Origin of the sequence: Mycoplasma enhydrae, from assembly GCF_017116825.1 — a bacterium.
GTDB classification, from domain to species: Bacteria; Bacillota_I; Bacilli_A; order Mycoplasmatales; family Metamycoplasmataceae; genus Metamycoplasma; species Metamycoplasma enhydrae.
Map to the genome: position 1 here is coordinate 111,234 of NZ_JAFIRD010000001.1, position 24,496 is coordinate 135,729.

Below are 24,496 nucleotides of genomic sequence, written 5' to 3' on the forward strand. Positions count from 1 at the left end.
TTACAATACTTTTTCTTCTTTTAAAATATTAATTATTTTTTGGAATAATTCGATTATTGAACAATTAGCATCTACAATACGATATCTTTCAGGATTTTTAGCAATAACTTTTTGATACGCTTTTCTTAAAGAAACATAATATGATATATCTGATGTTTCTAATCTATCCATACCTTCACGCATTTTAGTAATTCTTTCAACTGAAAGCGCTGGCTCTAAGTCAAAGAAAATAATTAAATCAGGTTCAGTTGAACTTGTAGCAATTTTATTAATTATTTCTACATTTTCAAGACCAGCATCACCTAAAATTCCTTGATAAACATATGAGGAAGTTGTATATCTATCTGATATGACATGTTTATTATCTTTTAAAGCTGGCAAAATTCCTTTTTCTAAATTAAGTCTTCTGCTTGTAGCAAATAACAAAGCATCCACCATTGAACTAAAAGAGTTTTCATTATCTAAGATTAATTGCCTGATTTTTTCAGCTTCTTTTGAAAAAGCAGAGCCTGGTTCACGTGTAAAAACGAAATTATCTATTAAGTTTTTGTTAATTAATTCATTTTTTAACATGTCAATAATAGTTGATTTACCAGAACCATCCATTCCTTCAATTGCTATAAATTTTGCTTTGTTCATATCTTCCTCATTCCTTTTATTATTCATTTAGTTTATTTTCTTTTTATTTAAGATTGATTGTTTTAGTGTTATTAAATCAACTGCATCGATTGACATTCCGAATGGTATTCCAATTGATAGTTGATAAACATTGTAATATTTTAGCTCGTCTCTTAATTTCTTTTCAATATAACGCATTGTTATTTGACCATTAAAGTCAGAATTAAGAGCTAGAATAATTTCGTCAAATTGTTTCGATAGTTCAAATAATTTTTTAAGTTTAAGTTCAAATTTTTCACTAACATTTTTTAAATCTACTAATTCATTAAAAATAAAGTATTTTCCCTTAGGGATATCTAATTGTTCAAATTTATTAATATCGTTATTTGTTGAAACAACATATAACTTTTTTTGCCGGCTTTTATCAGAGCAAATATCACATAATTCCTTACTTGTATAAGCTAAGCATTGGATACATTTAGTAGTTTGAGAAGCTAATTCAATTATTTTGTTAAATAATTCTTTTGATTCATCAACGTCATTATCTAAGAAAAAATTTATGATTTTATTAGCCTGGCGAATTGAAATTCCGGGAATTTTTTTTAATAAATCTACAATTTCATCAATTTTTTTATCCATTAAAATGGCATTCCTGTATTTGAGTATTTTTCAGCAATTTTATCATATGCTTCTTGAACCTTATCAATCGCTTCATTAACAGCAATCATAACTAAGTCTTGAACTAATTCAGGATCTTCAGGATCGATTAAAGCTTCATTAATTTCTATCTTAGTGATTTTTCTTTCACCATTCATAGTAACTGTTATACCTTGTTTTTCAACAGTGAAAATTGTTTTTGAAACTTCTTGTTCATCTTTTTCCATTTCACCTTGAATTCTTTTGGCATTTTTTAACATTTCGTTTATATTCATTATTATTTCTCCATTATTCTTTTGGTTCTTTTACAGCATCACCAAATAATTTTTTAGCATATTCAATAGAAGGTGTTGATTTATTTTTATATTTATCTAAATTAGGCAAGTCTAATAGCGGTTGTTGTTCATTGATCTTATCTTTTCAATTTAACTTACAATTTTCAATAGCTTTTTCCAATTGCTCATATGTTACAGCAATAACATTTACATAACGATTGAAAATACTATATAAAACTTCCATTAATTGTGAATCTTTTCTTTTTAAATTCAATTGATGAACTTTAATAATATCAGGCGATTTTAGTACAATCAATTGATCCAAAGAAAGAAAAATTTTAAATCCTAATAAAAGTTCTTTTAGATGACTTAATTCTGGTGATATTTTTGTTTCCAGCATATTGTAGTTAATTTCATCAAACTTAGCTACTTTATCATTGTTGTAGTTGTACATTTTTTTCTTAACATATTGATAAATAAAAGCTAAATTATCAACATCATTTTGAGCAATTTCAGGTGTTAAAATTTCAACATCATTTTTTGATTCAGAAATATCATTAGAAAATTCACTTGTTATTATTTCATTTAGAATATCGTCATTTTCATATTCTTTAGTGGTATCTGCCACCAATATTTCAGAAGTTTTTTCTAGTATTTTGTCCAAATTTTCTTCATTAATACCGAGGTCATCCATTTTTGGTTTATTATTAAATGTTATTTCGCTTTGAGTATTATATGAATTTGATATGCTAGCTAAATTAAAAACTGAATTAAAGTCTTTAGCATTGTTTTTAGTATCTTTAGTTTGTTCTTCTTCCTCTTGTTCATTTAAAATTGCTTCATTAACAATTTTAAAATCATTTTCATTAGGAGTACCTTGATTGCCCAAACTTGAAGAATTATTTTTATAATTAATATTTAAATCATGACTTGAAGTTTTAGATTGATAAGATGCCATTTTTAGAAGGTATATTTCCATTACTTGTTTTGGCAAATCACTATAATTAATTTCTTTAATTGCTTCAGTAATATATTCAATATATTTAAACAAAATATCATCTTTAATATCAAAGCTTAAAAACGACTCTTTGGAAGCATATTCTAATAGTTTTTCATCATTAGTTTTTTTGAAAACCACATAATCTTTTAAAGTCTTAAATATTTGTAAAGCAATCTTTTCAACACTTGCTCCGTTTTCAATTAAATAACTAAATTTTTCAACTAATAATTTATATTCGTTTTCATAAATTAACTTAATCATAGTTCATATATTATTAAAATCAACTATGCCATATAGATTTTCTATTGCTTGCTGACTTATTTCTTCATTAGCACAATAAATAGCCACTTGGTCAGCAATACTTAGAGTATCTCTAAAACTTCCATTACCTAAGTCAACTAACAATTTAATCGCTCCAGAAGAGGCTTTAATGTTTTCCTTATTAAAAATATATTCTAGCTGTTTGTGTAATATTTCACGATCAATTTTTTTGAAATTAAATCTTTGAACACGACTTAATATAGTTAGTGGTATTTTTTGCGGATCTGTAGTTGCTAAAATAAATATTACATGTTTAGGAGGCTCTTCTAAAGTTTTTAATAAGGCATTAAATGCGCCTTTAGATAACATATGAATTTCATCGATAATGTAAATTTTATATTTACTATTTGTAGGTAAATGTTTAATTTTTTCTTTAAGTTGTCTAATATCTTCAATTCCCGTGTTTGAAGCTGCATCTATTTCAATAATATCCATATTTCTATCAATAAACTCAATACATTTTCCACAAGGATTTTCATTTACACGATCAACACAATTTATTGCGTTAGCAAAAATTTTAGCAGTCGATGTTTTACCATTTCCATGCGGACCGCAGAATAAATAGGCGTGCGTTAACTTATTTTCCTTAAGAATATTTTTTAGTGTATTAACAATATGTTCCTGTCCATAGACTTCATCAAAGTTCTTAGGGCGATATTGACGATATAGAGCCTGATATTTATTAGTTAATGACATTAGACCTCCTAAATAATATTTATATTTTACCAAATTAAACTATGGCAAAATTAAAACTTATTTTTTTAGGCATAGCATTAAAATAAAATACAAATAAAGTGCCTAAATTCTAATTAAGTTTATAATAATTTATGTATGAATAAAATAGACAAGGTATTTAGCAAAAAACAGCGTAGAAATTTTTACAATCACTTTACTTTTAGCATTATTGCTTTTATTATTAGTGTTTTTTTAGTTATTGCTATATATTTCATGAAAATTGATTTAACCAATTCAGTATTTTTTGGAATTGTAACTGTTTTGGTTTTGACATGCATAATTTTTGCTTTTGATATTTATAGTTTTTTTAGTGTTTTCAAAGATAGACAACATTATCAAAAAGCAAAACTTTTTAGAATTAATTTTGCTTTAATTATAGTTATTTTGGTATGTATTATTACTTTTATTGCTTTAGTGTTGACCTTAAATTCATTTAGGCAAAGTTTAATTAGTGCTATTGATAAAAAAGATAGCGAACGTGCTCAACAAGTTAGAAATTATTTTGATATTTCAAAAAACTTATTTTACTTTTTTAATTCAATTACTATAGCAGCTTCATTAGTAATATTAACTATTAATATTGTTTTAAAAAAGAAAAACTAAGTCTTTTGATTTAAAGGAGGTTACATAAAATGAGATATGAAAAATCGTGTGGTCTAATTGTGCTTAAAAATATTGAATCTAAATTATATGTACTTTTAGTTCAACAAAAAGCAGGTCATTGAAGTTTTCCTAAAGGACATGTTGAAAAAGATGAAACTGAAATAGAAACTGCAATTCGAGAAACAAAAGAAGAAACTAATATTGATGTAGAAATTCTTGATGGTTTTAGAGAAACTTCTCAATACTCGCCATTTAAGGGAACAAGTAAAAAAGTCGTTTTTTTCCTAGCTAAACCAAAAAGCTTTGATTTAAAAAATCAAATCGAAGAAATTGATGTTGTCGAATGAGTTAATGTTGAAGAAGCTTTAGTTAATCGAATTATTCATGACAACAATCGTGAAATTCTTGAAAAAGCTATTAATCATTACATTAATCATTATTGAAATTACAAAAAATAAAAACTCACTTTTGCAACAAGATTCATTTTAGAATCTAGCACATTAAGTGAGTTTATTTTTATTCTTCTTTTTTAGGATTAGATGTAGCTGAAAGTTGTTCTAATTTTAATTTTAATTCTTGAAAAATTTCATCTTTTTTAGTATTAATTTTTTCAATCACTTCTTGTTCACTTAAACCTTCAGATAATAAATGTCTCGCTTCTGATTCTAATAAATAGTTTATAAAACTATTAACTTTTTCAAGACCATTTGAATTTTCAGAATTTGAAGTTTCTAATCAGTCCAAATCAATTTGACTATTTGAAGAAGGAAGAGCATCATAATTATTTAATAAATTAATACTACATTCTAAAGCAATTCTATCTGTTAGTTCTTTAAATTTCTTAGAACCAAGTTTAGTATAAATTTGATATGGGTTTTTTTGAGCATATTGGACCAAGTGTGTACTACGACGCAATTTATCCATAATATTAATATGGTCTTGTCAACCTGAATCAAAGACATTAAGAATAATATTTCTTTCAGAATTAGCTAATGCTGAAAGTCCATATTTTTCAATGATGTTTTCTCTTAAAATGTCATATTCTTTATATCATATTGAAATTATGTAGCTTATTAACTCTTCACGGTCCATTTTTTTAATTTCATCAACACTAAAAGTGTGTTTTGTTAAAACCATAAAGTTTTCATTTAAATACCTTGTAAAATTTTCAAAATCCATGGTATCGTTTTTTTGAACAAAATATGGGTTATTAACAATTTGTCTAACAGCAACTTGAAATATTTTTCTGATAATTAAGCCTAAATCATCTCTTTCTAAAATAAGATCTCTTTGTTCATAAATTAAATCACGTTGTTGTCTTATAACGTCATCAAAATTTAAAACGCTTTTACGGCTATCATAGTTAAAGCCCTCTATTTTCTTTTGAGCTCTTAAAAATGCTGACCGAATCGATTCTCCGGGAATAGGATGTGAACCATATTCTTTAAAAATTTCTTTTCATTTATCTTGAACTGAGAACCTTAGGATTAATTGGTCATCTAATGAAAGAAAGAACTTAGTATAACCTATATCTCCTTGACGTCCTGAACGTCCTTTTAGTTGATTATCAATTCGACGTGATTCGGCTTTTTCAGTTCCAAGAACATAAAGTCCTCCAACCTCTAAAGCTTCTTTACTTGGTTTAATATCAGTTCCCCGTCCAGCCATGTTGGTAGCTATAGTAACAGCGCCTAATTCTCCAGCATGTGAAATAATATCAGCTTCAGAAGCATCTTGTTTAGCATTTAAAACTGTATGAGGGATTCCTTCTTCTAACAAATATTCATGTAAAACTTCAGAATCTTCAACTTGGGCTGTACCAATTAAAATAGGTTGTTTTCTTTGATATGCTCTTTTTACTTCTTTAACTACCGCTTGCCATTTTGAGTGCATATCTACATATATTTCATCTTTGTCATCTTTTCTAACTATTGGTTTATTAGTTGGGACAACATTAACACGCATATTATAAATATCAATAAATTCTTTTTCCTCGGTTTTGGCTGTACCTGTCATACCACTAATTTTTTTAAATAATCTAAAAAAGTTTTGATATGTTATTGTTGCCAAAGTTTTGGTTTCAGATTCAATTTCAACTCTTTCTTTAGCTTGGATAGCTTGTTGAAGACCTTCTGAATATGCTCTTCCTTCCATGATACGACCAGTAAATGAATCAACTAGTTCAATTTTATCATTACGAACAATATATTCAACATCTAGTTTCATAACTTTATGAGCTCTTAAAGCATTTTGAATACGATGAACTAATTCAGAGTTTTCTAAATCATACAAGTTATTAAAATTAAAGTATTTGTTAGCTTTTTCAATTCCTTTATCAGTTAAATATACTGATTTAGTTTCTTCATCAATAAAATAATCTTCAAAATTTAAAGTACGAACAAATAAATCGGCAATGTTATACATTGAACTTTCTTCTTGTTCACCACCTGAGATAATTAAAGGAGTTTTAGCTTCATCAATTAAAATAGAATCCACTTCATCTAAAAGAATAAAATCAAGTCCTCTTTGAACTTTTTCTTCTTTTGACATTGCCATATTATCACGCAAGTAATCAAATCCAAGTTCTGAATGAATTGAATATACAACATCACAAGCATAAGCTTGACGTTTTAACATTGCTGGCATTTGAGCTTTATTAATACCTACAGTTAAGCCTAAGAAATTAAATACTTGTCCCATTTCTTCAGCATCACGTTGAGCTAAGTATTCATTAACTGTTGAAACAATAACGCTTGAACCATCTAAGGCATTTAAATAAACAGGAGCAATTGAGGTAATTGTTTTACCCTCTCCAGTTTTCATTTCAGCTACTGAACCTAAATCCAAAATAATTCCACCGATCATTTGAACATCATATGGTCTTTTACCTAAAATTCTTTTGGTAGCTTCACGAGATACAGCAAAAACTTCAGGGCGAATATCTTCTCTAGTTTCACCCATCTTTAGTCTTTCTTTAAATTCTATTGTTTTAGCCTGTAGTTCTTCATCACTTAGAACCTTAATGCTGTCTTCTAATTGGTTTATTTTTCGCAAGGTATGCTCAGCAATTCTCATTTCAGTTGTTTTAAATTTAAAAAATTTCATAATTTAATATTTTATATTAAAACTCTTAAAAAAAGACTAAATTAAAAAGGCAGGTCACTTAAACCTGTCTTTTCTTATAAATTTCAAAATTTAATTGTCTTAAAAGTTAAATATGTTTTCTGCAAATACAGAATATACACCTACAAATAATCCATAAATAATGAACCCTAACATAATTAAACCCATTAAAACTACTGAAGAAATTCCAATTATACTCAAAACTCGTTTTGCAATTCTTTTATGTTTATTTTTAGTTATTAATAATTTAAAATCTTTGTTATTCATTTTTTATCCTTTTGTAGCATTTCCTTGTCTTGAAATTGCTGCCATTATTCTTTTTCTTAATAGTAGGTATATTAGCATCATTGGCAATATTGCCAATACAGTGGCTGCCATTCTAATTGATAAGACAATTTTTTGCACTTCACTACTATCTTCAGTTTTTTGTTGAATTCTACCTGTTGTAAATAGTCACAAGTTAATTGGTGATCAATAACCAGCAGTTTCTCCTGGTGTAGAGGTTCATAATACTGCAGGTCATGTATATGAGTTTCATGACGATAAAGCAGTTAGAATAACTACAGTTCATGTTGTTGCTTTAACCATTGGTAATGCTATATTAAAGAAGTACTTAAATCCACTAGCTCCATCAAGCATCGATGATTCTTTAACAGAGTTTGGTATAGCTTCGAATGCATTTTTGTACATATAAGCATTAAATATAGAAGTTGCAAATGGAATGATTAGGGCAACTATAATTACTGGACTATTAGTATTTAGCCAGTTGGCTTTGGAAACAAACGTATATTGCATTGTAATAAGCGTAATTTCAGGAATTACCATCAATGATAATAAGAAACCAAAGAATGCATTTTTGCCCCTTCATTTTCTCATTGCCAGTGCATATCCTAAAGTTATTGCAAAGAATAAACGAACCATTACTGAAATAGTTGTATATGATGCAGTAAATATTAAAGCTTGTCAATATCCTTTTTGGAAAGCATCTTTAATATTTTCAAAATGGAAGCTCGTTTTGAGACCAAATTTAAATTCCTTTCCGTTATCTTCATAAGATTTTCAATCGAAAGGTCACCATGCTATTTTAGAGCTAGCTTCTTCTGTATAAAATCGTCTGTCCACTAAAGATTGTTCAATCATAAAATAGAAAGGAAGAATGATAAGAATACTAAAGAAAGTAAGTATTGATATCTTAAAACCTCATTCAAGAAATTTTCCTAATACATTAGTTGTCGAATAAGGTTTCGACATTAATTCTTGTTTAGATCTTAAAGATAATTTCTCTCGCCATTGCCTGTTCTTTAATTTTATTAGTAACATTTTTTTCTCCTATGTGTCCATATACTTTGTAACTTAATGAAACTGCTTTCTTTAGTGAAAATGAAATTGATACTCCTAATATGAATAAGAATACTGAAGCTGCCATAGATCTTTCGGTTTGACCTGCTTTAACGTTGTTAAAAATATAGATTAATAGTGATCCACCTTCTTGAGCTATAGCTGTATTAGCATCATTATTATATAATGCCAGTGGAAAGACCTTTATACCATTGATTATTCCAATAGTAAATAGGAATGAAATTGTTCTACGAATAGATGGTAAAGTAATTTTGAAAAATTGTTTTAATGGTGAAGCACCATCAATTGCTGATGATTTATATAAGGTTGGATTAACTGATAGCATTGCTGTAGTTAAAATTAATACTTGGAATGCTAACCCTCCTCAAACCCCTCTAATAAATATAACAATAAGTGGTTTTCATCTTGAACCTGTATCATATAGTCATGGAAGTATTGCACCCTCTGTTGATTTACCGAAAATGGCACTAAATGTTAATGAAACAGCAACTGCTCCTGTCATATAAGGTAAGAAGAATACTGTTTGTCAAAAACTACGTGCATATTTTTTAACTATTGTAGCAATAGCAGAACTGATTAATATTGAAAAAAGTAATCCTACTGGTAGCGCTAAAATAGCATAAATAATTGAGTTTACAACAGAATTGATAAACTTAGGGTCATTAAAAATACCAACTCCCGTTACTCCTGGACGATAATAGTTATCAATTGATCAAGTATAATCACGATAGCTATCCCCTTGAGCTCTAAAAGAACCCATAATTGCAAATAAGAAAGGAATTACAACCATAAATATTAGTGCTATTAATGATGGTAATAACAATAAAAATGGTTTTCATGCAGGTGTTCGAGTATTTAAAATACTTAGAGCTTCACCTGATTTTTTAATACGATATTTTTTTCAAAAATATGTTTTCATTAAATTCTATCCTTAGTGTCTACATCAAACATATGGTATAATTCTTCTCTTTTAATTGATAGTTTAACAATTTCACCTAGTTCATAGTGAGTTTTTTCACCTAAAAAAACGTTTGCAATTCTATCTATCTCTTTAATATGGATTTGTGCTTGAATTTCTTTTCCTAAATATTCAACTAATCTAATGTCTCCAACAAAAACTCCGTTTTTATCTTCAACTAAAGATTCACCACGAAATCCTAAATCCACTCTAGGTTTTGTATATGTTTCAGGAGCTTTGGTTAATTTGCTTCCATTATAATAAACATATCCATCTTTAACATCTGTTTCAAATATTGTCATTTCTGGCATACCTAAGAATTTGGCTACAAACTCATTCTTTGGTTTTAGATATAAGTCCATTGGTGCACCTATTTGTTGTACTTGGGCAGTAGACATACAAATAATTTTGTCACTAATTGACATAGCCTCTTCTTGGTCGTGAGTAACAAAAACTGTAGTAATTCCAAGTTCTTGTTGAATTGAACGTATTCATTTTCTTGTAGAAATACGTAATTTAGCATCTAAGTTAGATAACGGTTCATCTAACAATAGAATTTTAGGCTTTTTAACAATTGCTCTGGCTATAGCCACACGTTGTTGTTGCCCTCCAGATAATTGTGTAGGTCTTTTACCTAAATTTTTAGTAATTTCAACTCTTTGAGCAACATCTAAAACGTCACGAACAATAGCTTCGTTTATTGTAAGGACGTCTTTACCGATTACTCTGATTTCATCTTGTAATTTTTTAGGTAATTTTGCTAATAAAACATTAATATCGTGGCTTATATTTTTAGTTTTTTGAATACCTTGTGATTCAAAAATTTGGTCTAAAATTTCACGGACTGACGTTTTGTAAATTAAAGCGGTTTCCGCTGATATTTTCTTTAAACGGTTTTTAATTTGAAGCATTTCAGCAACTAAAGGATCTTGTTTTTGTATCACTTTTTTATCCTTTAGTAGTTTTTTAGCTTCTAAAATTTTCTTTGAATAACTAAGCTTAGTATCTTTGTACTTAAGTTCATAGTCATTTGTAATATTTTTAATTGTTTGCTTATATTCTTGTTTTTTGGCAAGTTTTTTTTCATTAAACAATTTTTGGATTTCTGCATATTTTTGAGCTCTAATTGCAGATTCTTCTTTTGATAAAGCTGCATTGGTCTTAGGATATGCATTTTGTTTTTCAATAGCACATTCTTTATCTAAATTACTTTTTTGGTCTTTAAACTTTTGTTTTGCTTCTTTAATGTCAATTAAAACTTTTTTAGTTAAAGAAGAAAGCAAACCTGTTTTTTTTGTAACTAAAAAGTTTAAGTCATTAACTTCTTTTTCAATAATATTATTGAATTTTGTTGTTAAATGAGTTAGATAACTTCTAGTTTCCTTTGGATTGTCAATATTGTGATACAACTTTGTTCTTGTATCTTCAATTTTGGCTTTTTCAATTCCAAAGTATTCAAAAATTATTTCAAATATTTTTTGTTGTGATAACTTTGTTTTTTCAATAGTTTCTTCTTTTCAGTGTCTATCATTTCTTAAAGGAAATGCAATATTTTCATACACTGTCATATGAGGGTATAATGCATAGTTTTGGAAAACTAGACCCAATTCTCTTTGTTGAGGAGAGAATTTTGTTACATCTACGCCTGAAAAAAATATTTTTCCACTTGTAGGTCTTAGTAATCCTGAAATTGCATTAAGGGTAGTAGTCTTACCAGAACCAGATGGTCCAAGCAAGGTAACTAATTCCCCTTTTTTAATGACAAAAGAAGCATTATCAACAGCTAAAGATTCACCAAAGTCAATAACTAAATCTTCAACTTCAATAGCTGGTATTGATTTTTTAGCTTGGTAACGTTCTTTTGAAAAGCTATGAATATCACTTTGTGTTAATTCATTTTTTGCTTTGTTCATTTTAAAAAATCCTTATTTTATTTTTTGTTTTGATTATTTCTTAAAAATTCATAAATATTATTTTGGGGATCAAAATATTGTTTTGGTATTTGTGAAGGATACATAATCTTATAAGCAGTATTTATTAAAGTTTCACCATGTGAAACATATTCTTTTGCAAGTTCTATAGGGTTATTAATTTTAATATTAACTTTTTTGCCTTCTAATTCAATATCAACACCATTTTTATTATAAAAACCTTTGTTTTCCAAATATCCTTTATTAAAAGCATGAGCTGCAAAAGGTAATAAGTAACTAATTATGTTTTTCTTATCTTTTTTGTTAAAATCACCAATAAAGTCTTTTAGAGCACTATCGTTAAATCTGGGTAGTGTTCAACCATTTGATAGCATATCAATACTAAAGTTTTTTTGGAAATTTTCACCAAAAAATAGATATCCTACGTGACGATCATATGATAAATTAACTCAGCCATCTTCGGAGATTAATCTAACTTTTGTACCATTAGGTAATATCGATCTGGCATAATTACTATCTAAATGGGCTAGATTTTTTTCACGTTCCTTAACATCTTTTGTGTTTTCTTCCAAAGTGTCTATTAATGGTATTCTTACCTTAATAACTTCATCTTTTTTAGGTTTACCATTAGGATTACCTTTTGTAACCTTAATTGAAAGTGTATCACCATCTGAAACCTTTAGAACTTCACCTTCAATAAAAGAAAAATATTCTCACAATGTTTTCGTTACTTCTTTTTCAGTACCGGCAACTTTGTCAAATTCAGAATATGTAATTTGTTGATCAAACATTGTTCCGACTTTGTCAATATCTTGAATTTTAATAGGATATGTGTCGTTTATTTTTAGATCTTTTTCTATTTTTTTTCAATTAACACATGATATAGCCACAAGTGGCATTGCAATCATGGAAACAATTGAAAACAACCCCAATCATTTTTTTTCATTCTTCTTCATTAATAATTCCTAAAACACGACAAAAACAACACATTATGTGCGTTTTTGCTTATTATGTCTATTTAAATTGTTTTCTAATTTCTTCCATTAAATCTTCGAAACTTGGATTTTTGTTTGCAGATACTTGACCTACAATTTTAACAGCTGCTGCTCTAATTGAATCTCTAAGTTGATCTGATAAGTTTGAAGAAACGTCATCAGCTGTTTGATATTCACTTGGACTTTCTTTAACTAATTTAAAGTTTTGGAATGCTAATTTTTCAGCTTCTGAAAGTTTATCTATAACAGTTTTATTTGCATCACTGAAGTATGCTTCTGTTGGAGAAATATAATTACCATGTTGATTGAATGCATCAACTGAGTTTATATTAGCATAGTCTTTTTTGTCAATTGTAACTTTTGTATGTTTATGTTCAAATAGTCATTTAACTAATAATTTTGTAGCTTTGTCTTCTTTTTCATTAGCATGAATTAAAACTAATGATGGACCTTGTACAAATACTGATTTTTTATCACTAGCTGATTTTCTTAATGGTGCACTAATTCAGTCAGCATCTTCTTTATTTACTAATTTTTCTTTTGAAATTTTTTCAGAAGTGTATAGATCTTTTGAAATTAGTATGTATTTTCTTGAATCATTTTCAAATATTTCACCTAAATCAATAATTTTTGAAATTTCATCTGCTGTTAATTTATCCTCTTCACCTTTATATTTTAGTGTAGATTCGTTTTTATTAAATTCAGCATCTAATAAATGATAATCGCCAAATTTATCTTTGTGTTTAATAAATTGGTCTTGGGCTTTTTTGTTAACAAATTTTTTGTCATATTGACCCATTTTTACGTTTGAGTTATATGCAAAAATAGGATTTTGATATTTACCAAATTCAAAAAGAGCTCCTTTATCTTTATTTGGTTGTTTAGTAGGTTCTTTAATTTCATTAGGAGTTCCTAATTCTCTTTTAGCCTTGTTAGTTTTTAAAAAGTATATTGTTTTGTCATTACCTTTAACAAAAGTATGAGTAAAACCAGCTGTTGAACCAATACTAATAGCCATATTATGTCTGGTTAATGATGATGAACCATATGCTCCACCACCACCTATTCAAATAGCTCCTGTTTTAATTCCTTCAAAAACTTTGCCTAACATTGATTCAAAGTGTTTATTTTGATCTGTATTTTTTTTCAAGAATGATTCATAATCATATCCACCAAATCTCTTGTGTTTTTCTGATGGAGGAATATATTGTTTCGATTTGTCACCTTTAGTAATAGCAGCATTCATAACATTAAGTGCTGAAGGTAATGAATCTAAACCAATAATGTATTTATTGTTACTATCTTTACCTGAATATAACTTTTTGGCTGCAATTGCAAAATCAACTAAACTGTCGTATTTTGAAAACATTTCATCTTCTAAAGTAATGTTCAATTTTTTAATAGCTTCTTTAGCTTTATCTAATTCAACAGTTTTAGAAATTTCTCATTCTGTATCAACATATTTTGCATCATTTGGAGTTGCTGCTTTACTTAGATCTTCATAATATTTAACATATTCATCAATTTTTTTAGTCTTAACTGCGTCTTGTGTATAGTTAACACCATCAATTGCTTTAAGTTCTTTTATTAATTTTCCTAAAAGAACTTTGTCAATTGCTGACATTTCTGATGAACGTGAGAATGGAATAACTCATTTTTCTTTTTTGTCATTTCCGGCAATATCATCATTAGCGTTTTTAAAAGTATCTAAAATTTTTAAAGCATTGTAATCTTCATCTGAAATTGATAAGTTCATATCTCTTTTAGAAATGATTGCTGCTGCTGTTGGATAATTAATTATAATGTTTCAGAATTTATTTCTTTCTTTAGCATTTAGTTTACTTTGTAATGGACCTGTGTTGTATCCATTTGGTAAAAATTCAACTTCAACTTTTAAGTATCCATCTTCTTTACGTTTTTTCTTATCTTCTTCAGTTCCTGATTCTAGTCAATCATTATAAGCTTGAACAATACCTTTCATTGCTTTACCTTGAGGGTTATTTTCTCCATAACCAGTAGCAATTTTAATTATGCCGTCGTAATTTTGATCAAATCTACGACCACATGCTGCTGCCATTAAAGGAATAGCCATAGCAGATACTGGAGTTAAAGATAATAAAATCTTATTAATTTTTTTCATGTTTTTACCTTTCCATATTTCTTCAATAAAATAATAAAAATACAATATCAATTAGCTGACCAATTGACATTGTGAAGTTGTGAAAATTGAGTTTTGATTGTATGTATAATTATTCACATATTAATTGTATTACAATTTTTACAAAAACCCGGTTTTTTGTATATAAAACTTATTAATAAATTAATAAGTATTACTAGGCTAATTTTAAGACATATTATCGCTTAACTAAAGATGAATTTAAATATTTATATTCAAAGTTATTAAATGATAGTAAATAAAAGTCATTAAAAGTTGAATAGTTCTTAACTGAATTAAGTATATAAAATTCATAAATAGTGATAGATAAACATAATGAAAAAATAGTTGAAATAAACACTATTATTACTCTTAAAATAGCAGAAGGTTTGGTGCCTTTTTTAATTGTGACTGCTATAGCTAAAAGAATTAATATGGTATCAATTATAAAAGGAATTAATATATCTAAAATTACAATTCTTGTGATAGCATGTTTCTTTTGTTTTTCAAAATTAGGCTCTAAAAATGAATGAATTGCAAAATCACTATCAATTTCATTAACTAGATTTTTATACTGAGGTGAAGTTTCGGTGTATTCTAGTATTGAAGCTACCAAAGAAATAAAATAGCTTTTGGTCATAGCTTTTTGATTTCTTTTATATAACTCTGAAGGTATTTTTGAATTTTTAAAAAATGTATATTTTGATTTATTTTTTAAAGAATTTAAATAACAGTAATAAGCAAAGTAATCCTTAATTCGAGATACTTTGATTAAATCTAGAAATATAAAGGCTAGCAAAATTGCTAGTATTCCTGAAATTAAACCCGCTATGAAGCTGACAATAAAATCGTTTGTTTTTCTAAAAAGGCTATTTGCAGAATAAATATTATTAAATATAGCTGATACATATATAATAAAAAATCAGCTTACAGTTATTGCACATAAAGACAAGATTAAATATCAATTTGAATGCAAATCATGTCTTTTAATTTTCTTAAGTTCATTTTTTCTATTATTCATAATTTAAACCTATTTTATAAATACAATTATAAATTAAAAACCTCTAATTCATAAAAAAGAGGTTTGGGCAATTTTAAATAAATTATATGGTGCTCCAGACTGGACTTGAACCAGCACAGCTCTTAACCGGTTGATTTTGAGTCAACTGCGTCTACCATTCCGCCACTGGAGCTCTTAAATTAATAACAAATAGAATTATAAAATAATAAATCAAAAACTCGAAGAAAATCTTCGAGTAAATTTGATATTTAATTAGCTTCTTTGAAAAATAAGAATAAAAACAACATTTTAAGTTTTAAGCTAGTTTTGCACTCTGCTTTTAGTAAAAATATAAGAAATAATATTAATTTAAAAATGAATATTCCTAAAATTCATATTGGTATTAAAGCAATTAAAAATACTAAAAAGCCTCATCCAAAATTTCATGATTGATTAATTGGAAATAAAATTGAAATAAATGTTAAAGTTCCTAATGTAATTAATGAAGTTAAATAAATTGAAATTAAATTAATTAAATTATTTCTTTTTTGATATTTTAAACTCAAATCAACTTTTGTATTTTTAGCATACATTATATGAAGTGTTGAATTTGAAAAAATGATTTTTAAAACTAAAAATGCTAATAAAAATAAATACGAATTATAGTTTAGGGTTTCATTATTTTTAGTTGAATAATAATAAGTTAATGATATATAAGAAGTTATGACAAATACATTAATAACAATATTTACAACTAGATTAAATATAAAATAATTTCTTAATTCACCGTGTTTTTTTAAGTGATCCAAAATAGGCGAATCAAAATTCTGGTGATTTTCTATAAAATTGTGAATTTTAGTTTTTAAAAAACTGAATGCTCACAATATGTATATAGAATAGAAAACTATCAAAATGATTGGATATACATAAATAACACTTGACATTACATTTAAATACTTAAAGTTGGCCCTAACCGCTCCAAGTATTAAGATTGATATTGCTGACAATAAGAAAAATATTCTATATATAAATAAAAATACAGTTGATTTTGAAATTTTGTTAGCTTTTTTATCAATGTTTAATAATATTTTAGAAGTAATGCAACTGCTTAATAAAAAATTATAATTTTTCATGATATTCTCACAATTCTTTAAAAAATAGTTAATCTTTATTTTTTTAACATTAATTTGATAATTCGTTTTTAGTGTGTGCTTTTTTTATAAAATGTTTTAGTTTAACACATCTTAATTGTAACTGATTGTAAACATTAATCTTTTTGAAATGAATAATACAATGCTAAAATATTTGTTTATTTGAACTAATAAAAATAGAAAAATCTATTGTTGAGGATTTGAACTAACAATTCTAAATATTTTGGATTTTAATAATTTGTATGAAATATATTAAGTGCTATAATTTTGATATTATGGAATTGCACTTGATTTTTGAGGCTCAAAAGACTTTAGATAAGACTTTTATTAATAATATAGAAAAAGAAGATTTGGAATTATTTGACACCAAAAAAGTGATTGCTTTATTAGTTGAATTGGGTGAATTTGCTAATGAAGTAAAAGCATTTAAATACTGAAAAAAAGATAAAAATATTGATCGAAAGAAAATGCTTGAAGAATTTGCCGATGGAATTCATTTTATTACTAGTTTGGCTTATCAAATGGAAGTTCCAAATAAAGTAGAGCCTAAAATTGAATATGATAATTTTAATTTGCAATTGGCTCATACATATAAACTATTTTGTAATTTATTAGAAAATAAAGATAAAAAAAGTGTTCAAGAGGCTTTTGAAGTATATCTAGGTTTAGGACAGTTAGTTGATATTAATGAAAAAGACATAATTGAATCTTATTTATATAAAAACAAAAAAAATTATCAACGTATTAAAGAAAGATATTAAAAACGAGAGACTTGATTCTCTCGTTATTTTAATTCTAAATTATTTAGCGTTCATTTGTTCCGCAACTTCAGAAGCGAAATCCACACTCTTTTTTTCAATACCCTCGCCAACTTCATATCTTTGAACTTCTAGAATTTCTAGATTAGATTCATTTAAGTATTGAGCCACAGTTTTAGTATCTTCCATTACAAACGGTTGATATAATAAAACTCCTCTTTCATTAAATTCTTTTCTTAACAAACCACTCTTAATTGATTGTTGAATTTTTTCAGGTTTATTTTTTAGCGCAGGGCTCGATTCTAATTGTGCATTGATTTCATCTAACACTTCTTTAGATAGACATTTTTCTGTTATATAAGCTGGATTTAAGGCTGCAACATGCATTGAAACATTTCTTAAAGCATCAGCATTTGAACCTTTAGCAATAATTATTGTAGCAACTCTATTATTAGCATGAGTATAACCAGCTACAACCTCGCCATCTTTTGCAACATATTTTTGTGCTCTTCTTAATGAAATTTTTTCACCAATTTTAGCTGTTAATTGGTTTGTGTGTTCTTCAATTGTAAGTCCATCGATTTTTAGACCTAAAATATCTTCAACACTGCTAAAGTTATTTTCAAGCAATGCACTAGCGATTTTTTTAGTTAAATCAACAAACATTTCATTTTTAGCAACAAAGTCTGTTTCTGAATTTAGTTCAAATATAATGGCTGTTTTGTTATCTTTAACAATTGCTCTAACAATACCATCAGCTGCAATTCTTCCAGCTTTTTTAGCAGCTTTGATAATTCCTTTTTCTTGCAATCATTCAATTGCTTTTTCAATATCGTTATTTGTTGCTTCTAAAGCATTTTTTACATCTAAGAAACCAGAATTTGTTATTTCTCTTAGTTCTTTAATTTTTTTCAAATCTACTGACATTTAAACTTCCTATACTATTTTATTTATATTTATTATTCTTCAGGTAAAACTACTTCTTCGTTTGTTTTATATGCAAATAAAGGTTTTTCACCCCTTGCAGAAGCAATAGCATCTGCTAAAATTGTGGTAATTAAAGAAATTGATTTTACTGAATCATCGTTTGCTGGGATTACAAAATCTACTAAATCTGGATTTGAGTTTGTATCTTGAATAGCAAAAACTTTTAAACCTTTGATTTTAGCTTCTTTAATAGCAATTTCATCTTCAATTGGAGAAGCTACTATCATAACTTGAGGCATTTGAGCTTTTCCTGCTAATTTTCTAATTCCGCCTAGGTTTCTTTGTAGTTTAGCAATTTTTTTATCGTTTAATAAACCTTCTTTTTTAGTGTAACCTACGTAACCATTTTTTTGTAATTCTTCTAGTTTTTCTAATTCTCTAACACTTCTAAAGATTGTTTGTGAGTTAGTTAAAGTTCCACCTAATCAACGTTCTGAAACATATACTGAATTCGTTCTATTTGCAGCTGCTTCAATGGCATTTTTAGCTTGTTTTTTGGTTCCTACTCAAATAAATGAAATTGGTTTTTGCGCCATTTTATTTAATAATTTGTAAGCATATTCCAATGTTTTTTGGGTTTTTGAAATATCAATAATATGAATTCCAGCTCTTTTACCATAAATATATTGTTTCATTTTTGGATTTCAATGACTTACTCTATGACCAAAATATACTCCAGCTTCTAAAAGTTTTTCTCTCGAAACTATTGGTTGCTCTGAATTTTGATTTTGTTTTTGTTCAGGTTTTTGGTCTACTTGTTTTTGTTCAACAGTTTTTTGTTCTGACATATTAACTTTCCTTTAAATTTTGTTTTTTTGATTTGTTAAAACTTCCTATTACTTCGAACAATTTGCACCAAATATTTAATATTGGCACTGGCAATTGAATTCATAATAGTGCTTGATAAATTAATTAAATTTGAATAATCTATCGAATACTTTATAAGTACTTTACAATTTTACCACATTAAAATTTAAGGAAGATAAAAAAATATCCTCAAGCCATAGGCAAGAGGATTTTTAAATATATAAAATTAAATAATTTTATAGAAGACTATCACTTAACATCTTTACGTGATAAAGGCATTGACATACAACGTGCATTACCCATACCTAATGATAATTGGTTACCGTGGAATGGAATAACTGTAATTCCTGCAGCTTCTAGTGCAGCATTTGTTTTTTCGTTACGTGAGTAACCAATAACAACACCAGGTGCTACTGCTAAGTAGTTTGTTCCATCAAAGTGAGTTTCTCTTTCAATTTCCATTTGTGATGCACATTTTCCGGCAATAGGAATTAAAATAGGTTTTTTGTTGATGATTGATTGTAGCAATCCTTCTAATGGTAAACCGTTTTCTTTTGGTTGAGGTTCTGCTCCGCCGTTTACTAAATCGTAATCTCAGAATTTGAATACATCGTTAGCGATTGGTGAATATAAGAATTTATCTTTATCCAACATTGTTAGTCATGTGTCTAAGTGCATTAAGTTTGTTCATTTAGGAACGTTAATTGCAACAATACGTTTGAATTCAACTTCTTTATTTACTTTAATGTTTTTAGCTAATAAAGTAATTGTTTCTAAGTCAGTTCTTTCTGAAACACCAACTACTAAAGTATCGTTATTGTAGATGAATACGTCTCCACCTTCAATTGATAATTTCATTGCTGGGTCATAGTATCATGGGGTATTTACTAATTTAGGGTGATTTGAGAAAATAAATCTTGAAAATAGTGTTTCACGTTGTCTAACTTTGTAGCGCATGTAGTGAATTGTAACACCATTTCCTACTGATGCAAATGGGTCACGTGTGAAGTATAAGTTAGGCATTGGGTCTACTATTAATTCGTGATCTGCTTCGATTCCTAAATCATGTTTGGTAATACCAGCCATCATGAATTGAATCATTTCTTTTGTTGTTTTTCTTGATTTTAAGAATTTTCTAACAGCTGTTTTGTGTGCTTCTGTTAAAACAGGTTCTGAATCTTCTAAGAATTCTTCAATTAACTTGTCTTTGTTTTCTTGTGATGCTAAATCATATGTTTCAGTAACTAAATCGGTTAATTCAACTACGTTAATTCCTCTTTCTTTTAATTGTGAAACAAATAATTTGTGTTCTTTTCTTGCATCGTGGCTTTCTAAAATAGCTGAGAATAATAATTCATCTAATCTAGCTGGGGTAATGTAGTCAATTTCACGTCCTGGTTCGTGAACTAGAACTGATTCTAATTCACCAATTTCTGAGTAAACGTGAATTCCTTTAAATTTACTGTCAAATACAGACATTTTTTTCCTTTCAAATAAATGATGTTTTTTGTATAAATACTTTAATTTGTTAACATATTTTAAAAATCTAATTTTTTTAATAAAAATGAAAAACACTTTAACAACTAATTTATACAATTACATTATACTATTTTTTTAGTTTTTAGCGAGCGAATGGACTTTTAAAGACACTTTAAAAATGTTTTACATTGTTTTTTAAAATTTAAAGTCATGATTTATTAATTTTTTCTTAAATTAAACTTAAAAATGCACTGTTACATAATATAATTTGTAAATATAAAATTGAATAAAAAATATTTATGGAGTATAACATGAGAGAAAATGAATATAAGACATTACTAAATATTGCTGAAGATATTTTAAGAGGTCGTAAATCAATAGAATTTAATGCTTTATTTGACGAAATAAAAGAAATTTTATTTGAAAGATGAAGAAATGAAACTGATCCTAATGTTAATGATGAACAATTATTATTAAAAAAACGTGGTGAGTTATATAGACTACTAACAGTTGACGGAAAATTTTTCCACAATGCCGATGGAACATGAACAACAATTAGACCAGATTATAAAGGTTAATTTATTATGCTAGTAAATGCAAAAGAAATGCTAAATAATGCTTATAAACAAAAGAAAGTTGTTTTTCATATTAATATCAATAATTTAGAATGAACTAAACAAGTATTATTAGCTGCACAAGAAACTTCTAAGCCGATTATATTAGGAGTTAGTCCTAGTGCTATAAAGTATTTTGGTGGCTACAAGGTGGTTTATAATCTAGTTGTTGCCTTAATAGAAAACCTAAGTATTAAAGTACCAGTTTGTTTACACTTGGACCATGGAAATTATGAAGATTGTTTACAAGCTATTGAAGCTAATTTTAGCTCCATTATGTTTGATGGAAGCAAACTAGATTTCGAACAAAATCTAGAACTATCAAAAAAAATTATTGCAAAAGCTAGAAAAAAAGATATAACAGTAGAATGTGAAACAGGCACAATAGGAAATGTAAATGATGATCGCATTAGTGATATTGTCTATACCAAATTAGAAGAAGCTTTAAAATTTAAAGAAATTGGTGTTGACATGCTTGCTATTGGAATTGGAAACGTTCATGGTGAATATCCAAAAAACTGGAGCGGTATTAATTTTGAACTATTAAATAAAATTAATGAAAATCTGCAAATTCCATTAGTTTTACATGGTGGATCAGGAATTAGTGAAAATGACCTAAAAAAATGTATTAGTCTTGGAATTACTAAAATAAATATTAATACTGATTTGCAAATTGAAAATGCTAAAGGACTATTAGAATATATAAAAAACAATGATATTTTAAAAAATAAAAACTATAATCCAAGAAAACTATACAAATTATCTAATGAAATGATTTTTAATAAAACAAAGGAATTATTAAATAAGTATTAGTATGAAAAAGATTAAATTTAAATGATTATTAGCAGCCTTAAGCCCAGTTGTTTTAATTAGTCCACTTGTATCAATCAAGTGTCAAGATGACACCAAACAATCAAACGGGAATAATGAAAACACATCTCCTTCACTAGATACCAAAAATAAAAAATTAATTCTTAATAATAAAGAATATGTTATTTCTGATAATTTAAGTCCTAATCATGCAACACAAGTTAAATTGATAGGAGAAAAAGATGGGGATACTACAAATTTTAGAATAATTAACACTAGTATAGAATTTATTTGTCGATATGCAGGAATTGACACACCAGAAACCAGAAAAAGAATAAATGATAATTGAGTTCCCACTGAAGGTGAACAATTTAAATATGGCCAAATGGCAAAGAATTTCGTTTCTAAGCAACTAAAAAATGCTAAATCAATATGAGTTATCCCACAAAGAACTAAAGTTAAAGGAAAAGATAAATTAAGCAATAACTTTCGAGACTTGTATGACAGGGTTATTGGAATTGTAGTTATTGTAACTAAAAATAATGAATTATTATGTTTGAATGAACAGTTAGTTTTTAATGGCTTTGCCAAAATGAATTATATTAGCCTTGATTTAAAAAATAAGTTTTATACAGATAATGAAAATTATTATCATTTTCTTAAAAAAGCACAAGACAAAGCTAGAGAAGATAAAAAAGGTATTTGAAGCGGTAATATTAATAAAATATATCCTAAAAATTAAAAATAAGTTCACTGATTTTTTTGTTAGTGAACTATATTTTTATTTTGAAGATTGTTTTAGTATATAATACTAATTGCTAATGTGTACGGGTAAGTACTCAAGTGGTCGAAGAGGCGGTCCTGCTAAGACTGTAGGGGTGTTAAAGCACCCGCGGAGGTTCAAATCCTCTCTTACCCGCCATTTTTTTATTTCGTTTTACTTCAATCCTTCTATATATATTTTTTGATACGTATTATTTATTTTTAATATTATTTCATAATCTGGGTAATCTTGTATTTTGTTAATTTCAATCATAATTGGAATTTTTTGAGTTTCTTTTCCTTCAAAATAATACTCAGAATTATTTTCTTCAGAATAATATTCATATCCTAGTCCACATTTCAAATGGAAAAAACCATTGTTTTTATATTCATAAAGTTTATCATTGTTTAAAAGATGACAAATTTTTAGTTCTTTATTTTTATATTTTAATTTTTCTTTATATGGAATTAAAAAATAGATTGTTTTTTCTTGGTTTTTTTGACCCTTGAAGTCTTTTATAGTGATAGATTGATAATTAGGATCTTTACTTTTATCTTCCAAACTAAAAATAATGTCATTTTTCTTGTAAGCGGGTTCTATTGGACCATTAGTAATAGTGCCAAATACTGAAGTCACCCTATAACCTTTATATTGGTCTATTTTTTTGTCGAAGCGTATTTTTTCTTTATTCATATTAAATCAATTACAAGAAACTGAAATTATTGTTAATGGTAAAGTTGGTGCAATTAAAGTTGAAAGCAAATTTTTTTTATTCATTAGGTCTCCTTTGGTTCTATTTAATGCTTAAATTTCTTCAACTATTAAAATTTGACTAGTATCATTTAATGTCAAATGTAATTCATTAAACCTATTGCTTATTAAGATTTTAACTTTAAGATTAATTGTGATTTTTTTGTTTTCTTCACCTTCAAAGTAATATTCAGATTCCTTTTCTTTTCCAATATATTTATAGCCTATACACCAAGTAAAACTCAAATGTTTATTTTTTCTATAATTCATTCAGCGACCAGGCATATAAAAATATGTTAGTTCTTTATTTTTATATTTTAATTTTTCTTTATATGGAATTAAAAAATAGATTGTTTTTTCTTGGTTTTTTTGACCTTTGAAATCTTTTATAGTGATAGATTGATAATTAGGATCTTTACTTTTATCTTCCAAACTAAAAATAATGTCATTTTTCTTGTAAGCGGGTTCTATTGGACCTTTTAACAATGGAGCTGAAATAGAAACTATTTTTAGCCCTTTTGTTTTTTCAATTTCTTCATGCAGTTCTTTTTTATTATACTTTGGAAATCGGCAACAAGAAATAGATAAAATAGATATAGGTATAGCAGAAATCATTAATGAATTAAGTAATAAGAATTTCTTCATTA

Annotated in this window: 24 protein-coding genes and 2 tRNA genes; 7 read left to right on the forward strand and 19 right to left on the reverse strand. The window is 27.0% G+C overall.

The window, feature by feature from the left end; genetic code table 4:
- The 4 genes from tmk to dnaX are packed head-to-tail and all read right to left on the reverse strand — an operon-like array spanning window position 1 to window position 3,567.
- A complete protein-coding gene (tmk, locus tag JXZ91_RS00495; RefSeq protein WP_241006045.1) occupies window positions 1-666 on the reverse strand; it encodes a dTMP kinase in 666 nt (221 codons plus the stop codon).
- Window positions 667-1,257: a toprim domain-containing protein gene (locus tag JXZ91_RS00500; RefSeq protein WP_205851060.1), complete on the reverse strand. Its 591-nt coding sequence runs from the start codon at window positions 1,255-1,257 to the stop codon at window positions 667-669.
- Window positions 1,257-1,550: a YbaB/EbfC family nucleoid-associated protein gene (locus JXZ91_RS00505; protein WP_205851061.1), complete on the reverse strand. Its 294-nt coding sequence runs from the start codon at window positions 1,548-1,550 to the stop codon at window positions 1,257-1,259. Before JXZ91_RS00505 ends, JXZ91_RS00500 begins: the two co-directional genes overlap by 1 nt.
- Window positions 1,551-1,563: 13 nt before the next feature.
- Window positions 1,564-3,567 carry a DNA polymerase III subunit gamma/tau gene (dnaX, locus tag JXZ91_RS00510; protein ID WP_205851062.1) on the reverse strand — a complete coding sequence of 668 codons (2,004 nt, stop codon included), beginning with the start codon at window positions 3,565-3,567 and terminating at the stop codon, window positions 1,564-1,566.
- Between the two features lie 135 nt (window positions 3,568-3,702).
- On the opposite strand from dnaX, the gene JXZ91_RS00515 reads away from it, so the two are divergent.
- Window positions 3,703-4,209: a hypothetical protein gene (locus JXZ91_RS00515; protein WP_205851063.1), complete on the forward strand. Its 507-nt coding sequence runs from the start codon at window positions 3,703-3,705 to the stop codon at window positions 4,207-4,209.
- 29 nt (window positions 4,210-4,238) lie between these two features.
- Window positions 4,239-4,667: a bis(5'-nucleosyl)-tetraphosphatase gene (locus JXZ91_RS03100; RefSeq protein ID WP_205851064.1), complete on the forward strand. Its 429-nt coding sequence runs from the start codon at window positions 4,239-4,241 to the stop codon at window positions 4,665-4,667.
- Between the two features lie 58 nt (window positions 4,668-4,725).
- Here JXZ91_RS03100 and secA read toward each other — a convergent pair whose 3' ends face one another.
- From secA to JXZ91_RS00570, 10 genes are all read right to left on the reverse strand, one after another.
- Complete coding sequence (gene secA, locus JXZ91_RS00525) at window positions 4,726-7,314, reverse strand: preprotein translocase subunit SecA (protein WP_205851065.1); 2,589 nt, start codon at window positions 7,312-7,314, stop codon at window positions 4,726-4,728.
- 99 nt (window positions 7,315-7,413) lie between these two features.
- Window positions 7,414-7,599, reverse strand: coding sequence for a hypothetical protein (locus JXZ91_RS00530; protein ID WP_205851066.1), 186 nt, complete (start codon window positions 7,597-7,599; stop codon window positions 7,414-7,416).
- Between the two features lie 3 nt (window positions 7,600-7,602).
- Window positions 7,603-8,652 (reverse strand): carbohydrate ABC transporter permease, encoded by a 1,050-nt coding sequence (locus tag JXZ91_RS03555; RefSeq protein ID WP_205851067.1) that lies wholly within the window; start codon window positions 8,650-8,652, stop codon window positions 7,603-7,605.
- Window positions 8,594-9,610, reverse strand: coding sequence for a carbohydrate ABC transporter permease (locus JXZ91_RS00540; protein WP_205851068.1), 1,017 nt, complete (start codon window positions 9,608-9,610; stop codon window positions 8,594-8,596). Before JXZ91_RS00540 ends, JXZ91_RS03555 begins: the two co-directional genes overlap by 59 nt.
- The gene (locus JXZ91_RS03560; RefSeq protein ID WP_205851069.1) at window positions 9,610-11,562 is read right to left on the reverse strand and encodes an ATP-binding cassette domain-containing protein; all 1,953 of its coding nucleotides are present in this window, start codon (window positions 11,560-11,562) and stop codon (window positions 9,610-9,612) included. Before JXZ91_RS03560 ends, JXZ91_RS00540 begins: the two co-directional genes overlap by 1 nt.
- Before the next feature lie 17 nt (window positions 11,563-11,579).
- Complete coding sequence (locus tag JXZ91_RS00550; RefSeq protein WP_205851070.1) at window positions 11,580-12,536, reverse strand: hypothetical protein; 957 nt, start codon at window positions 12,534-12,536, stop codon at window positions 11,580-11,582.
- Window positions 12,537-12,594: 58 nt separating this feature from the next.
- Complete coding sequence (locus JXZ91_RS03565; RefSeq protein ID WP_205851071.1) at window positions 12,595-14,715, reverse strand: P68 family surface lipoprotein; 2,121 nt, start codon at window positions 14,713-14,715, stop codon at window positions 12,595-12,597.
- 214 nt (window positions 14,716-14,929) lie between these two features.
- Window positions 14,930-15,751: a hypothetical protein gene (locus JXZ91_RS00560; protein ID WP_205851072.1), complete on the reverse strand. Its 822-nt coding sequence runs from the start codon at window positions 15,749-15,751 to the stop codon at window positions 14,930-14,932.
- Between the two features lie 87 nt (window positions 15,752-15,838).
- Window positions 15,839-15,923 (reverse strand) — tRNA-Leu (locus tag JXZ91_RS00565).
- Between the two features lie 76 nt (window positions 15,924-15,999).
- The gene (locus JXZ91_RS00570; RefSeq protein ID WP_205851073.1) at window positions 16,000-16,863 is read right to left on the reverse strand and encodes a hypothetical protein; all 864 of its coding nucleotides are present in this window, start codon (window positions 16,861-16,863) and stop codon (window positions 16,000-16,002) included.
- 260 nt (window positions 16,864-17,123) lie between these two features.
- Here JXZ91_RS00570 and JXZ91_RS00575 point away from each other — a divergent pair, with 260 nt between their 5' ends.
- Window positions 17,124-17,642, forward strand: coding sequence for a dUTP diphosphatase (locus tag JXZ91_RS00575; protein ID WP_308700623.1), 519 nt, complete (start codon window positions 17,124-17,126; stop codon window positions 17,640-17,642).
- 39 nt (window positions 17,643-17,681) lie between these two features.
- On the opposite strand, the gene tsf is transcribed toward JXZ91_RS00575, so the two are convergent.
- The 3 genes from tsf to arcA form a co-directional block, all read right to left on the reverse strand.
- Window positions 17,682-18,566 (reverse strand): translation elongation factor Ts, encoded by an 885-nt coding sequence (gene tsf, locus JXZ91_RS00580; RefSeq protein ID WP_205851074.1) that lies wholly within the window; start codon window positions 18,564-18,566, stop codon window positions 17,682-17,684.
- A 32-nt stretch (window positions 18,567-18,598) separates the two neighbouring features.
- On the reverse strand, window positions 18,599-19,414 hold the full coding sequence (rpsB, locus tag JXZ91_RS00585; RefSeq protein ID WP_205851075.1) for a 30S ribosomal protein S2: 816 nt from the start codon (window positions 19,412-19,414) through the stop codon (window positions 18,599-18,601).
- A gap of 265 nt (window positions 19,415-19,679) precedes the next feature.
- Window positions 19,680-20,912 (reverse strand): arginine deiminase, encoded by a 1,233-nt coding sequence (gene arcA / locus JXZ91_RS00590; protein WP_205851076.1) that lies wholly within the window; start codon window positions 20,910-20,912, stop codon window positions 19,680-19,682.
- A gap of 311 nt (window positions 20,913-21,223) precedes the next feature.
- Here arcA and rpoE point away from each other — a divergent pair, with 311 nt between their 5' ends.
- The 4 genes from rpoE to JXZ91_RS00610 all read left to right on the forward strand — a co-directional run bounded on the left by rpoE (window position 21,224) and on the right by JXZ91_RS00610 (window position 23,258).
- A complete protein-coding gene (rpoE, locus tag JXZ91_RS00595; RefSeq protein ID WP_205851077.1) occupies window positions 21,224-21,490 on the forward strand; it encodes a DNA-directed RNA polymerase subunit delta in 267 nt (88 codons plus the stop codon).
- Window positions 21,491-21,496: 6 nt separating this feature from the next.
- Window positions 21,497-22,339, forward strand: a complete 843-nt coding sequence (locus tag JXZ91_RS00600) for a class II fructose-bisphosphate aldolase (protein ID WP_205851078.1) — start codon at window positions 21,497-21,499, stop codon at window positions 22,337-22,339.
- 1 nt (window position 22,340) lies between these two features.
- The gene (locus JXZ91_RS00605) at window positions 22,341-23,078 is read left to right on the forward strand and encodes a thermonuclease family protein (RefSeq protein ID WP_205851079.1); all 738 of its coding nucleotides are present in this window, start codon (window positions 22,341-22,343) and stop codon (window positions 23,076-23,078) included.
- An 87-nt stretch (window positions 23,079-23,165) separates the two neighbouring features.
- Window positions 23,166-23,258 (forward strand) — tRNA-Ser (locus JXZ91_RS00610).
- Window positions 23,259-23,273: 15 nt separating this feature from the next.
- Here the strand turns inward: JXZ91_RS00610 and JXZ91_RS00615 are convergent.
- Complete coding sequence (locus JXZ91_RS00615; RefSeq protein WP_205851080.1) at window positions 23,274-23,876, reverse strand: hypothetical protein; 603 nt, start codon at window positions 23,874-23,876, stop codon at window positions 23,274-23,276.
- A 27-nt stretch (window positions 23,877-23,903) separates the two neighbouring features.
- Complete coding sequence (locus JXZ91_RS00620; protein ID WP_205851081.1) at window positions 23,904-24,494, reverse strand: hypothetical protein; 591 nt, start codon at window positions 24,492-24,494, stop codon at window positions 23,904-23,906.
- Window positions 24,495-24,496: the final 2 nt, after the last annotated feature.